Origin of the sequence: Bacteroides ilei, from assembly GCF_900128495.1 — a bacterium.
Classification (GTDB): Bacteria; Bacteroidota; Bacteroidia; order Bacteroidales; family Bacteroidaceae; genus Phocaeicola; species Phocaeicola ilei.
Map to the genome: position 1 here is coordinate 2,554,127 of NZ_LT635801.1, position 15,378 is coordinate 2,569,504.

Consider the following 15,378-nt stretch of genomic DNA (forward strand, 5'->3'; position numbering starts at 1 on the left):
AAAACGATACGGATGTGGATTATAGTCTGGACAGTTTTTTTATTTTTGTATGGAAAAGCCGATAAAGTAATTTTAGGATATATATTGTATGAAACAGATTGTCATTATTTCCATTATTCTTCTGACGATGTTCGGATATACAGGCAAGTGTGAACCGGTAAAGACTGGCCTGTTGAGTGGGGTACCTCAGTATGTCCGGTATGAAGGTTCGTCCGGTGCTTTCTGCATTGTGGCAAAAGGTAAGGCGGCTGCCGTCTGTGTCTCTCCTGAAGATTGGGAGGGGGTGATCCGTGCGGCCGGTGACCTGGTAGACGATATTTATAAGGTAACGGGTGTAACAACAAGTCTGGAGAAGGTCACTTCACCTGTATCACAATCCGTCATCATCGGTACAGTGGGGAAGAGTCCCTTGATAGACCGGCTGGTTGCCGAAGGTAAAATAGATGTGTCTGCTATCAAAGGACGGTGGGAATCGTTTCTGATACAGACCATAGACGGAAATCTGGTTGTTGCCGGAAGTGACAAACGTGGCACTATCTATGGTATCTACGACATTTCGGAGAAGATGGGGGTATCGCCGTGGTATTGGTGGGCGGATGTACCGGTACGTAAAAGTCCATCTGTCTATGTGGCGGCCGGCAAGTACGTCCAGCCTTCGCCTAAAGTGAAATACCGTGGCATTTTCATCAATGATGAATGGCCTTCGTTCGGTGGTTGGGCATCGGCTAAGTTCGGGGGATTGAATTCACAAATGTATGGCCATCTGTTTGAGCTCTTGTTGCGCTTGAAGGCAAACTATTTCTGGCCGGCTATGTGGGCTACAGCCTTCAATGAGGATGATCCGCAGAATCCTGTTCTGGCAGACCTATACGGTATCATTATGGGGACATCGCATCATGAACCGATGATGCGTGCCCACAAGGAATACACGAAGAGAAAAGAGGAGGTAGGGGCATGGAATTATGCCACGAACAAGGAGAACCTTGATAAATTCTTTCGGGAAGGGTTGGAACGGAACAAGAATTTTGACAACCTCATCACCATTGGTATGCGTGGCGACGGTGATGTGGCAATGGGTAACGGCAGTGATGAAGAGAACATGAAGGTATTGCGTGACGTGATAAAAGGGCAACGTCAGATCATACAAGACGTGTACGGGAAAGATCCGTCGGAGGTTCCGCAACTTTGGGCGATCTTTACCGAGGTACAACGGTATTACGATAAGGGATTTACGGTGCCTGATGATGTGCTTCTGCTCTTTTGCGACAATAATTGGGGCTATATCCGCCGGGGTGGCCCATTGAAGGAGAAACAACGTAAAGGAGGATTGGGCCTGTATTATCATATTGATATGAACGGAGGCCCGTGGAATGACCGTTGGGTGAATACATCGCCCATACCGAAACTCCGAGAGCAGTTTCATCTGGCCTATGAAACCGGAATCGATGACTTGTGGATCATTAACGTCGGCGATTTAAAGCCTAAGGAACTCCCTATTGATTTCATTATGCGTTATGCCTGGAACCCGGATGCCATTCCGGCCGACAAGGTAGATGAGTATACGCGGGAGTGGGCAGGACAGAACTTCGGTGACGAATATGCGGAGGATGTGGCCGACATCGTTTCAAAATATGCCAAGTATAATCTTTGGCGCAAGGCCGAGGTACAGGTTCCCGGTATCTTCAGTGTGGTGAATCACCGGGAGACAGACCGGGTGGAACGGTTGTGGCAGGATTTGGAAGAAGAGGCGGAACAGCTCCGGGCACGTATTCCGAAAGAAGAGCAGGATGCCTATTTCCAGTTGGTGTATTATCCGGCGGTCGCATCTTCCGGCATAGCCCGGATCTATTCGGCCGTTACCAGGAATCGTCTTTATGCCCGTCAGGGCCGGCCGTCGGCAAACGGCTATGCTAAGTTGGCGGAAACCTTGTTCGAAAGGGATTTGAGTCTCAGCCGGTACTATAATGATACGTTGGCAAACGGTAAATGGAAGAATATGATGTCCGACATCCACATTGGCTATACCCAGTGGTCGATGCCTGAAAAAGCCAAGTTACCTGAATTGAAATCGGTCGACCGGTTGGAAACTCCGGCCATGGGAATCAGTGTAGAAGGAAGCGAGGCGACGGAAGCAGAGGGAAAACTGGAACTTTCGGTATTCGACGCCTTGCTTGACCAGACATATTATATTGATCTCTTTAATCGTGGCAAGGGTAGTTTTGATTTTACGGCCGTGGCATCGCAACCTTGGATCAAGGTCAGCACCGGAAAAGGGAAAGTAACGGAAGAGAAACGGATTGAGGTCGGCATTGATTGGGAAGCGCTTGCCGACGGAACACACGAGGCCCGTCTGGATATTCAGAGTGAAAAGGTGGATGTGCCAGTCGTGATACGGGCCGTAAAGGGAAGAGTGCCTGAAAGTGACGCACCTTACTTCGGGAATCTGAGTGGAAGCGAATTCTCCATACCTGCCTACCTTTATAAACAATTAAGAATGTGCCGGCTCAGAAAGCTTCATGGACTGTCTTGCCCGATTTGGGTAGAGGGAAGGCGTGTATGGGTATCGTTCCGGTAACGACAGAGAGCGTATCTCCCGGAGATGCACCGTATCTGGAATACCAGGTATTGTTGCCCGATACGGGGAATCTGTCCGTCTGCATCGGTATTCTGCCGGTACAGGATGTCTATCCCGAAAGGGGGTTGCGCATTGCGGTAGGTCTTGATGATAAAGAGCCGCAGGTAATCGATGCGCGGCAAGGATTCCATGACGAGTTCAGGGAATATACCCGGGCTAATCTTGCCAAATCGCCCAATCTGAAACCTTTGCCCGGGCAGGATACAAGTATCAGGCTTCTCGGGAAAGGGCAGCCCCGTCGTGACGAGGTATTCGACAACCAACGTTGGCTTACCGTAAAATTGGATGTGGAAAAGGCCGGTATGCACACCTTGAAAATTTTCATGGTCGATCCTGAAATTGTCCTTGAACGCATTGTCGTGAATCCCGACAACCGCTATCCGAGTTATTTTGGTGCTCCGGAGAAACGGCACGGACAGGAAACCGGCCTTGATTGACAGACATGGGGATGACCGGATGTTACAAGGATATGAATGCGTTTGATTTTGTATGAATAAATTGTTTTATACCGCAGGCGCATGTTTTTTAATCCGAATTTATTATTTTTGAATCAGTATATATTTTATTATGATGACATGAAGAAAAGAAACCGTTTTATCCGTATGATTGTACCGGCTCTGCTGGGCGCTTTTTCCTGGTTTCATACGCCTGAGGTGCCGGCGGCCAATCCGTTCCTGCCTTTGTGGGAATACATCCCTGATGGGGAGCCTTATGTATTTGAAGACCCCGACCAACCGGGCAAGTACCGGGTCTATGTCTACGGGTCGCATGATTCCATGAAGACAGAGTATTGCGGGCGCGAGCAAGTGGTGTGGTCGGCTTCGGTGGATGATTTGAACAACTGGCGCTATGACGGAGTGATATTCGAGTCGAAGACCGATGCCGAAGGCAATCTGCTGAATGTGGACGGTACCGGTGATATACTTTATGCCCCCGATGTGGTGGAAGTGACGGGTAAGGACGGGAAGAAGACCTATTACCTTTATCCCAACAACCAGGCTGGCGGACGCAACGGTATGATAGCCAGGTCCGACCGTCCTGACGGACCGTTTACGGTATGCAACTGGAGCAAGGAATCACCCAAGACTACAGATGGAGTATTGGCCTTTGATCCGGCTGTATTCGTGGATGACGACGGACGGGTATACGGCTACTGGGGCTTCGAGGAGTCGTTGGGTGCCGAGCTTGATCCCGCTACCATGGCTACCGTAAAACCGGGGACCCGGATTGTGAAGGATATGGTATCAAGCCGCAAGCAGGACGGGGTATTCCGCTTTTTCGAGGCTTCGTCCATCCGGAAGATCAAGGATAAGTATGTCTTTATATACAGCCGTTGGACGGCCGAAGGTGAATTCGGTTTTCCCGGCAGCAACTATACATTGGCTTATGCCTATAGTGACAACCCATTGGGGCCTTTCACTTATGGCGGTACGCTGATTGACGGCCGTGCCCGTGGTGTGGATGCCGAAGGCAAGCCTATCCTGACGGCTACACCGGGTGGAAACACCCACGGCAGTATTGTGGAGATTAAAGGCCAGTGGTATGTGTTCTATCACCGCCAGTGCGGAACGAACGAATACGCCCGTCAGGCAATGGTGGCTCCCATCGAAGTGAAGGTGACCGAGGGGCCTGGAGGTAAAGTGGAGATAACGGAAGGGGAATATACGTCCGAGGGTTTCGAAACGGACGGTCTTAATCCTTATAAGCGCTATTCGGCCGGTATTGCCTGTTACTATACAGGACCGCGTCCGGCCTATAACGAGTGGCCCAATTTCTTCTTTTCGGGCTCTTACGTTCAGCCTACGTATGGTGACGAGACGAATTTCGATGCGCTCTATGACCTGCGTGTGAACAGCAATCCGGTGGTGAACAATACGGCAGGTTCCATTGTCGGATACAAATACTTTAACTTCGGCCTTCTTGATCCGGATAAAGAAGCCGAGCTGCTCCTCTCCCTCAGACCGTTGGGAGTGGAAGGTACTGTCGACGTCATGGTGGGCAGTCCCTGGAGCACCGCCGGAGGGGTGAAGATCGGTACGTTGCACCTGGACAGGGATGCCCGGCAGGAAATTACCGAGATGCGTATTGATGTTCCGAAAGCCAAGGATTTCAAGGGTAAGCAGGCCTTGTTTTTCGTCTTTTCCTCTGATACGCCCGACAAGTCCCTTTGTGAACTCCATAACCTGGTATTTGCCGGACGCTGAGGCCGGATGTCTTTTTTAGGAGCGGATTACACGTTACCTTTTTCGGTTTCTCACATTTATTCGTACCTTTGCTGGCAAAACAAAAGAGAATAAAGACATGATAGCAAGTATTGTATGGGATGTAGACCCCGTGTTGGTGCGCCTCGGATCGGTTGAGCTTCGTTGGTACGGGCTGATGTGGGGGGTGGGATTCATCCTTGCCTATGAAATGGTATCCCGGCTGTTCAAGAAGGAGAAATGTCCCGACAACTGGGCTGACAAGCTGTTTGTATATTGTATTGTCAGCAGTGTGATCGGAGCCCGGTTGGGGCACTGCCTGTTTTATGAGTGGGATTATTATGGAGCCCATCCGATAGAGATCCTGAAAATATGGAAGGGTGGTCTGGCCAGCCATGGCGGTGTGTTTGCCCTGATTCTGGCTCTGGTATGGTACTCGAAGAAAGTCACGCGGAAAAGTGTATGGTGGCTGTTCGACCGTATGATTCCGGCCGTGGCCGTGGTATGTATGTGTATCCGTTTCGGTAACCTGATGAATTCGGAGATTTTCGGATTCCCGACTTCCGCGCCATGGGGATTTGAGTTCATACGTTCGCGTGAATGGCAGGAACTTTATAACCGTGACGGTGTGGCCCAGGCTTGTCATCCTACCCAGATATATGAGATGCTTTACTGCCTGATAGCTCTGATCGTTTCATGGGTGATGTATTACAAGTATCATCTGCAGAAATACATCGGACTGATAACAGGTGTGTCACTGATCATCTTTTTCGGTTCCCGTTTCGGGTTGGAATTCATGAAGAACCCGCAGGTTGCGCAGGAAGTGGGGATGACTTTGAACATCGGTCAGCTCCTGAGCCTTCCTCTGATATTGCTTGGTATTTATCTTATTGTAACCTGTAAGAAACGTAGGGAAGAATTCTGATACTCTGCTATTTCCGGTTCCCGATAATAAAAATGTTTCATCCTCCACAAAGAATGTTTCATGTAACATTATTTGTGGAGGATGAAACATTTTTTATATACCGTTTTATGCCGACTCTGTAATTTTACGGCACCGTTTTCGGACGGTATGGTATTTAAATTCAATTTTTATGTTAAACTTAATCTATATGTGTAAATGGGAAGCATAAGAAGAACATTCTGTCTGACACTCCTATTTGTTATGGTGTGTTCAGTGCTGCGAGCACAAAGTTTACAAGTTTCGGGAACTGTCGTTTCCAAAACAGATGGGGAGCCTGTTATCGGGGCTACTATCCTTGAACGTGGTACAACCAATGGTACGATTACCGATTTTGACGGTAAATTCTCTTTGACGGTAAATCCGGCATCTGAAATCTCAATTTCCTATATCGGTTTCAAGACTCAGATATTGAAGCCCCAGAGCGTGATGAATGTCATTCTGGCAGAAGATACGGAAATGTTGCAGGAAGTTGTTGTAACGGGTTACACTACCCAGCGTAAGGCTGATTTGACAGGTTCTGTAGCTGTTGTTTCTACCGATGCGTTGAAAACGGCTCCGGACCCAGACCCGATGAAAGCTTTGCAAGGAAAAGTAGCTGGTATGACAGTTACGACCAACGGTTCTCCGAGTGGTACGGCTACGGTACGTATTCGTGGTATCGGTTCTTTCAACTCTTCTCAGGATCCGCTTTATGTGATCGATGGTGTGCCTACCAACATGTCTCTGAATTCATTGAATGCCAATGATATTGAGAGTATGCAGGTATTGAAGGATGCGGCTTCCGCTTCTATCTATGGTTCACGAGCTTCTAATGGTGTAATCATCATTACTACTAAAAAAGGAAAGAAGGCAGACAAGGTGAAAGTAGATTTCTCTGCTAATCTGACTGCTCAGTTCTATTCTTCTCAGTCATTGATGGATGTATGTAATTCATCGGAATACGCCACTGCTATGGCGCAGGCTGCATTGAATGACGGACTGGATCCGGTGGCGTATGCCAGCAACTATGGCCTGAACTTAAATGCAGCTTCGGGTACACCGATTACAGTTTGGGACCCGAGTACCAGCCAGTATATGAATTATACGGTCAATGGTTTGTATGCCGGATATATCAACAGCAAGAAGACGATGCGTTATGCGGATACAGACTGGTTGGATGAAATTTCAAGAGTCGGTTTTTCGCAGAATTACGATATCTCTCTTTCTCATGCGAATGACAAACATTCTACCATGTTCTCATTGGGTTACAAGAAGAACAACGGTATCTTGAAATATACGGATTTTGAGAATATTTCAGCCCGTATGAACTCTTCATACAATGTGAACAAGTATATCACTATCGGTGAAAATTTCACGATGACTTATTCAAGTCAGGTGGATTGCGCTCCGATGGAAAATGCGTTGAAGATGGCGCCGATTGTGCCGGTATATGAAGAAGATGGAACCACTTTCTCTGGTCCGGTGGGTGGTATGAGTGACCGTCAGAACCCGATGCGTGAACTGTATCACAACAAAGACAATCATTTGGACTACTGGCGTCTGTTTGGTAACGGATATATCGATATCAAGCCTTTCAAAGGTTTTGTATTCCGTTCTAACTTCGGTATCGATACGTATAACTCACTCATTAACTCAATGACACATACCTTCCATTCTGATATTGTCAACAATGACATTGCGAAGACGACATTGACCAATAAGAATGAGGTGAACTGGACATGGTCAAACACCATCAACTACAATTTCAAGATTGCGAAGAAACATGATTTCAATGTTTTGCTTGGATCTGAATTGTCAAAGCAGAGTTCACTTGAATTCGGTGCTTATTCAGAAGGTTATGCATTGGAAGATGTGGATTATATGTGGCCGAACGCTGCTACAGGCGTCATGAAGAATACAGGTGCGAAAGTGGGTTATCGTCTGGCTTCTTTCTTTGGTAAGATTGACTATAACTTCGATGACTTGGTGCTGGCTTCATTTACTATCCGTCAAGATGGCTCTTCCCGTTTTGGTAAAGGTCACCGTTGGGGTACTTTCCCGGCAGCTACATTGGGTTTGCGTGTATCTAAATGGATCAAAGCAAACTGGATGGATGATTGGAAAGTGAGATTGTCTTGGGGACAGACTGGTAACCAGGCAATTGATAACAATGCACAGTTTGGCTTGTATGTAGTGGATTACGGATTGGACCGTGTGACTTCAACGGCATACGACTTGTTTCTTCAGGGTTCAGGAACCTTCCCTTCAGGATATCGTGCAACTCAGCTTGCCAATCCTAATTTGAAATGGGAATCTGCTACACAGTATAACGTAGGTACCGACTTTACACTCTTGAACGGCAGTTTGTATGGTACGATCGATGGATATGTGAAGAATGTAGGTGACATGTTGATCAATCCGGCTTATCTGGGTGCCATTGGTGAAGGTGGTAATTCTTGGTTGAACGGTCCTTCTTTGCGCAACTGGGGTATGGAATTCAACGTAGGATACCGTAAGTCACTTGCTTGTGGATTGGGTTTGGATATCAGTGCCAATGTCGACTTCTTCCGTAACAAGGTTACTTATCTGCCGTCGACTACTACTGGAGCTTATGCCCATACTTCTAGAGAAAACTTGGTACAGTCTGGCATGCCTTATGGCTCTTCAGTAGGTTATATTGTAGAAGGCTTGTTCCAGAACCAAGCTGAAGTAGACGCTTCCGGACAAGCTAATGCCCGTGTAGGTGGTTTGAAATATAAAGATGTAGATGGAAACGGCATCATTACTCAAGATGACCAGGAGTGGATCTATAATCCGGTTCCTGCTTTTTCTTATGGTTTGAACATCGTATTGAACTACAAGAATTTCGATTTGACAATGTTCTGGCAGGGCGTTTGCAATCAGGATGTATATAACAACCAGAAAGCACAGACTGACTTCTGGAGTATTGTGGATGCTGGTTCTAACAAAGGAACCCGTTTGTTGGATGCCTGGAATACAAACAACACCAGTTCTACTATTCCGGCTTTGACTACCAATAATACTGCCGATGAAGGTAGAGCTTCCAGCTACTATGTAGAAAATGGATCGTATATGAAATTGCGTACCCTCCAATTTGGATACACTGTGCCTACTACTTTCTTGTCTAAGTTTAAGATGTCTAGTGCCAGAATCTACGTGTCAGGTCAAAACCTGCTGACTATCAAAAGCAAGAGTCTGACTTGTCCGGACCCGGAAAATCCGAACTGGAATTACCCGCTTGCAACTTCTGTATCATTTGGTTTACAAATTGGTTTCTAATTTAAAATAATGAATATGATGAAAAAATATATACTGCTGGCAGCTTGTGCATTGGGTTTGTCACTGAGTAGCTGTGAAGATTTCTTGAATTATACTCCGACTGCAGTAGTAGACGAAGACAAGGCCTTCTCAGATCCGGAGAAAATGGTAAATGCGGCTTACGCTATGTTGGGCGACTGTTGGTACACTTACCCGTTCAACTTGTTCCCTTATGGTGACGTGAGTTCAGACGACTGTCTGAAAGGTGGTTCAGGAACCACGGATACAGGTTATCATGCTTTCGATATCTGGACTACTCTGACTGCTACTACTCCTGGTGAGATGGATGAATTGTGGTATCGTCTGTATGTAGCTATTTCTCGTTGTAACCGTGCATTGCTTGCGTTGGAACGTAATGGCGATCAGTTAGGCGAAGATGTGAAAGCGCAGCGTATAGCCGAAATGCGTTTCTTGCGTGGACATTTCTATTTTAAACTGCTCACTGTGTTCCGTCAGATTCCTTGGATTGACGAGCAAGTAGTGGAAGATAATGCGTATGAACAGGTCAGCAATACTGCCTTGAATTATGAACAGCTTTTCCAGAAAGTGATTGATGATTTTAAGGCGGCTTATGACGTGTTGCCGGTGAAAGAGCCGGGTGAAGACGGTCGGGCCAATAAGGTAGCGGCTGCCGCTTATCTGGCTAAATGCTATCTGACTTTGGCTTGGGGAGACGGATATGAAGCTACTACTGGTGAAAGCCATATCAACTCTGAATACATGCAGAAGGTGGTAGACTATACGGATGAGGTAGTGGCTTCCGATTACGGATATCTGGAAGATTATGGTGACATCTTCTTGCCTGCTTACAAGAACAGTAAGGAGTCTGTCTTTGCTGTACAGTGTTCGGATTACGAAGATGACAATACAACTTATGGACGTGCCAACTGGTCGAACATGCTGAATGGTTGCTGGCAGATGTGGTCTTGCGGATGGGATTTCCACAAACCTTCTCAGAATCTGGTGAACGCCTTCAAAACCAAGAACGGCCTTCCGATGTTTGATGACTATAATAATGAAATTGATTATCCGATTAACGGTCAGCCGACCAGTCAGAAATGGGATCCGCGTTTGTTCCACACTGTAGGTATGCCGACCTTCCCTTACAAGTATGAAGCTGAATATACGATGACTACTGCCAATTCACGTACGCCGAATACTTACGGATACTACACTTCCTTGAAAGAAGTTCCTCAACGTTCTGAAGGAGAAACCTATAACGGTTCATGGCAAGCTTTTGCAATGAATGATTACGTATTCCGCTATACGGACGTAATGCTGATGCGTGCGGAAGCACTGATTGAGCTAAACAGATTGAGCGAAGCGGAGAACATCGTAAATGATATCCGTAACCGTGCTGCACAGTCGGTCGACAAGCATATCAGCTATGCAAAAGACCAGTGTGAGATTGCTCTCTATCCGGACAATTATTTCTCAAACAAGGAAATTGCACGTAAATGTCTGCGTTGGGAACGTCGTCTGGAAATGGCCATGGAAAACGGACGGTTCTTTGACTTGCGTCGTTGGGGTATTGCCTCAGAAACATTGAATGCTTATTTTGAAAGTGAACAGCATGACGTTTATGAGGGTCAGCCCTATGGACAGTATTACAAGGATGCTCATTTTACGTCTGGAAAGAACGAATTCTTCCCTGTGCCATACAATCAGATGTTCTACATTCCTGGATTGTATACTCAGAATAAAGGATATGAATAAATTGTGGATAGGATGATTAAAATATTATTTTTATGAAAAAGTATACATATACAATAAAAGCTGTGCTTTTGGGAGCCTTTTTAGCGATGGTACCATCTATGCAGGCAGAAGACTTGTCTGTCCGTCACTTGGCAAACGAGCAGAATATAATTGTCCTGGATCAGGCGAAGAAGTTTTTACTTCTTCCCGTCCAGGAGGACGCTCCCGAAGGTAAGATCAATGTCATCATTGATAATGAAGCACAGTTAGGACAGAGTATCAACATCCGTCTGGCCCGTGAAAAGGTTGATTATTATGTTCCTTTGGATTTGTCTGCCTATGCCGGTAAAACATTTTCTGTAGATGTTACAGGGGTTCCGGCAGAAGCCTTGTGTTGGAAAGAAATCAGTTTGTCGGATACATTCGACATGTCCAACCGGGAGGTTTTCCGTCCGGTTTATCACCATACTCCGGTTTACGGATGGATGAACGATCCTAACGGAATGTTCTATAAAGACGGTGTCTACCATCTGTATTTCCAGTATAACCCTTACGGATCCATGTGGGGAAATATGACGTGGGGACATGCTACAAGCAAGGATCTGGCTCATTGGACTTACGAAGGTACTGCCATTCTTCCTGATGCGTGGGGTACAATTTTCAGTGGCTCCTGTGTAGTCGACAAGGACAATACGGCCGGCTTCGGAAAAGGTGCTGTGGTAGCATTCTATACTTCGGCCAAACCTACTCCGTGGGGTGACGTGCAGTCACAGAGCATGGCCTATAGCTTAGATAACGGCAAGACGTTTACCAAATATGAACATAACCCGATACTGACTTCAGCCGAGCGTGATTTCCGTGATCCGAAAGTCTTCTGGTATGCTCCGGGAAAGCATTGGGTAATGATGCTGGCCGTGGGACAGGAAATGCAGATATATTCATCTCCTGACCTGAAGAATTGGACAAAGGAAAGCAGTTTTGGTTCTATGCAGGGGGCACATGGTGGTGTCTGGGAATGTCCGGACCTGGTAGAAGTGCCGGTTGAAGGCAGCAAAGAAAAGAAATGGGTGCTGATCTGTAACTTGAATCCTGGAGGACCTTTCGGAGGCAGTGCCACACAGTATTTTGTCGGTTCTTTCGACGGGAAGAAATTTGTGAATGAATCGCCTACCGTAACCAAATGGCTTGACTGGGGAAAAGACAATTATGCGACGGTTACATGGAGTAATGCTCCGGCCGGACGCTGCATTGCATTGGGATGGATGAGTAACTGGCAGTATGCCAACAATGTTCCTACCAAGCAATACCGCAGTACGAACACTATTGCCCGTGACCTGACACTTTTCCGCTCTGGAAATGAACTGTACTTGAGAAGTACCCCTTCGGCTGAAATCCAAAAGGCACGTGACGGAAAGGTGAATATACCATCCTTCAAGGTTGAAGGCAAACATGAAATCGCAAACTTGTTTGAAGGTAACGAAGGTGCTTATGAGCTGGTAATGAAAATTCAGAATGCCGGAGCTTCCAGAATCAAGTTCTGTCTGCAGAACGGAAAAGGTGAGGAAGTGGCCATGTATTATGATACGGTACGCAAGCAGTTCGTGATGGACCGCAGTAAAAGTGGAATCGTTGACTTCAGCCGTGATTTCCCTGCTGTGACTGCAGCGCCGGTGGAAGGGACTGACGAGATAAGTCTGCGTCTGTTTGTAGACCGTTCCAGCATTGAGGCCTTTGGTGACGAAGGAAAATTTGTAATGACCAATCTGGTATTTCCTGCAGAGCCTTATAACAAGTTGGCTTTTGAAGCGGATAAGGGTGGTTATACAGTCAAGTCACTGAATATTTATAAGTTGAAATAACTGGTTTCAGGGAGACATCTTTGTCGGACCCTGTATGGAATGAAAGCTGGGCTTGGATTATGCCTGATGGAAGGTGTTATATCCGAGTTTATAAAAATGTTACATCGTGTAATAAAAATGTTTCATGAAACAAATTTGTTATACGATGTAACATCCCTTACACATGCCAGAGAAATGCTTGCGTACCTTTGGCGCAAATAAAAATCAACTCTTTCATACAAATTTTAATGCTATGAAGACTGAAAAGAAACAGCTTTGCAATCGTATGGGAGCCGCAATCCTGCTGCTCGCTTTAGCTTGTGTGAACGGATACGCACAAGAAGAAAACAAATCATCAAACAACGACGGTAATTCGAAGGAAGAAGGTAACCGTAATGTAATGTTGAATGCTGCCAGTGCCAACGGACCCCGTGAAATCCAGATAGGTCTTCCCTCTGCAGATGTGAATGTATTGGAAAATGGTATGCCCGTTACTTATGCAACGAATCCTCATACCGTAAATTCATTGTGGCGTGCCGATGCCAGCTTGAGTCATGTGGGACTTCTTAAAATTTCAGAAACGGCTATTACGACCGGTAATATCGGATATGCGGTAAATTCCTTTACTCAGTTAGGACAGAAAGGTTTCCATGGAACTTTGGACTATAAGTCCAATCATTTCGGTATGCAGGAATTTTCATTGAACCTGAACGGTGAAATTGCAAATGACTGGTTCTATAGTGGTAGTATCTATCAGGATTTCGATCCGGGAACATTCAAGATAAAATCGACTCCGTTCCAGGACAGAACTCAAATATATAAGTTTGCATTGACCAAGCGTTATAATAATAACCGTGGTGAATTTACGGCTATGTATCATTACAGTAACAGCCATCCGGTATATAACTATGCCACTCAGTCGGCTCCGTTTATATATGTGGGTGACGGTAGTGTGAAGGAATTCGGTAAATTTGCTCTCGGTACTACGTCATATCTGCCTGTAGATAATGAAATGATGTATCGTGACATGCGTACAGGCGAGTTGTATAAGACTACGCTTTATGATGCTGCGCTGAATAAGGGAAGTGAATTTTCTTTGATGAACAATTATAAATGGGATAACGGACTGGCATGGAAAGTCGCTTTGAAATACGATCATGCTACAGGTGCATGCGTGTATCAGACCCCGATGGAACTGACTCAGCGTAACAAGGCGATTGATTATCAGTATGAGGCTGCCGACGGTTCCATGAAAACTTATGACGGTGAATATGTACAGAGCCGTATGTCATGCCTTAACCGCGGATATATTGATGAAGTCATGTTCACTACCGAGTTGTCCCGTAAGTTATCGAACGGAACATGGCGTCTGGGATTGAATGAATGGTATTATAATATAGACTATACTTCGAACACTACCATGTACGATCAGTCTGTGCCTATGGATGGAAGTTATCCGGTACGTCTGTGGAATCCGGCTTTTGCGACTTTTGCAACCCGTTCTTATGGAGGGAACGGATATTATTATGATTTCAACAAGAATGCTTCGGAATATTATAAAGGTCATGAAAACAAGATAGCTCTGTATTTCACTCACGACTGGGATGTAACGGAACGTTTCAATCTGTACTACGGGGCACGTATGGAATATCAGGCACTCCGGGGAAACAATGCGGCCGTGAGAAATGCTAATGGTGACTTTGTTGGCCGTTTTGCCAATTATTATATCGGAGCCACAGCAGTACCGGTATATGATGCCGACGGTAACCAGACTGGATATGCTGCCGGAAATGCGGGTACAGCCGGCGCCGTAACTATCGAACCTACCCCGATGAATCATGACTGGTTCAATTATGCCTTGAGTGCTGCCGCTACGTACAAGCTGACTTCCAAGTTCGGTTTTACCGGTGACTTCACCTATATTGTACAGCATCCTAAAATCGAAAACTTTGCTCCGGCTACCTTGCCGAATACCGACAAGATTTCCGTTCCTCTGGGACGTGCCGGTATCTATTTCAACAATGAATGGTTGAGCCTGACTTCATTGTTCTCATATATTTCGAAGACCAACAATAACTCGACCCTGAACCTTCAGCATGCCATAAACGGTGTGAATGAAATTCTGGCGGCCCCGCTTAACTATGATATCAAGACATTGGGATGGACTACCGACGTAGTGGCCACTCCGTTCAAAGGTTTTGATCTGCACTTCCTGTTCACTTACCAGAAGCCGACCTACAAGAAATATGAAACATCTGTCAAGTTCTCCGACGGATATGTAGGCCAGATCAACGCAACTGGAAATATCGTGGCAGAAATACCGCAGGTTATAGTTGAGATCGACCCGAGCTATATGATTACCAAAGATTTGAAAATCTGGACCAGTTTCCGTTACTTCAGCAAGACATATGCAAATATCAATGATGCATATTATTTCAACGGACGTTGGGAAACCTTCGGAGGTCTGAACTGGCAGGTCAACAAAAATTTGAGTGTGGGATGTTCTGTTGTCAACTTCCTCAACCAGACCGGTGCGAAAGGTAGTATTGCCGGAGCCGAACTGGTACAGAAAGAGGATGCCGACAAGTACGCAGGAACTGTAATGGCCGGTAGCTATATTCGTCCGTTTACCGTTGAATTCTCTGCACAGCTTAAATTCTAACAAAGTTTTGATATAGGTATTAGATTAGATAAGATTTCAATAGGTTTAATTATATATAAGATAAG

Annotated in this window: 8 protein-coding genes; all 8 read left to right on the plus strand. The window is 45.9% G+C overall.

All coding sequences use genetic code 11. The annotated features are described in order from the left end of the window. Positions 1-88 precede the first annotated feature (88 nt). The 8 genes from BQ7489_RS11020 to BQ7489_RS11050 all read left to right on the plus strand — a co-directional run bounded on the left by BQ7489_RS11020 (position 89) and on the right by BQ7489_RS11050 (position 15,313). Positions 89-2,575 (plus strand): glycosyl hydrolase 115 family protein, encoded by a 2,487-nt coding sequence (locus BQ7489_RS11020; RefSeq protein WP_317042540.1) that lies wholly within the window; start codon positions 89-91, stop codon positions 2,573-2,575. Beyond that, entirely contained in the window at positions 2,497-3,072 is a 576-nt protein-coding gene (locus BQ7489_RS17905; protein ID WP_317042541.1) for a hypothetical protein, read from the plus strand. Before BQ7489_RS11020 ends, BQ7489_RS17905 begins: the two co-directional genes overlap by 79 nt. Before the next feature lie 138 nt (positions 3,073-3,210). Continuing rightward, positions 3,211-4,839: a family 43 glycosylhydrolase gene (locus BQ7489_RS11025; protein ID WP_072532143.1), complete on the plus strand. Its 1,629-nt coding sequence runs from the start codon at positions 3,211-3,213 to the stop codon at positions 4,837-4,839. A 97-nt stretch (positions 4,840-4,936) separates the two neighbouring features. After that, positions 4,937-5,761, plus strand: coding sequence for a prolipoprotein diacylglyceryl transferase (lgt, locus tag BQ7489_RS11030; protein WP_072531041.1), 825 nt, complete (start codon positions 4,937-4,939; stop codon positions 5,759-5,761). Between the two features lie 195 nt (positions 5,762-5,956). Further along, positions 5,957-9,079 (plus strand): SusC/RagA family TonB-linked outer membrane protein, encoded by a 3,123-nt coding sequence (locus BQ7489_RS11035; RefSeq protein ID WP_072531042.1) that lies wholly within the window; start codon positions 5,957-5,959, stop codon positions 9,077-9,079. A gap of 15 nt (positions 9,080-9,094) precedes the next feature. Next, entirely contained in the window at positions 9,095-10,834 is a 1,740-nt protein-coding gene (locus tag BQ7489_RS11040; protein WP_083580703.1) for a RagB/SusD family nutrient uptake outer membrane protein, read from the plus strand. A gap of 32 nt (positions 10,835-10,866) precedes the next feature. After that, positions 10,867-12,672, plus strand: a complete 1,806-nt coding sequence (locus BQ7489_RS11045; RefSeq protein WP_072531043.1) for a glycoside hydrolase family 32 protein — start codon at positions 10,867-10,869, stop codon at positions 12,670-12,672. 232 nt (positions 12,673-12,904) lie between these two features. Continuing rightward, positions 12,905-15,313, plus strand: coding sequence for a 2,6-beta-D-fructofuranosidase (locus BQ7489_RS11050; protein ID WP_072531044.1), 2,409 nt, complete (start codon positions 12,905-12,907; stop codon positions 15,311-15,313). The last annotated feature ends 65 nt before the right edge of the window (positions 15,314-15,378 follow it).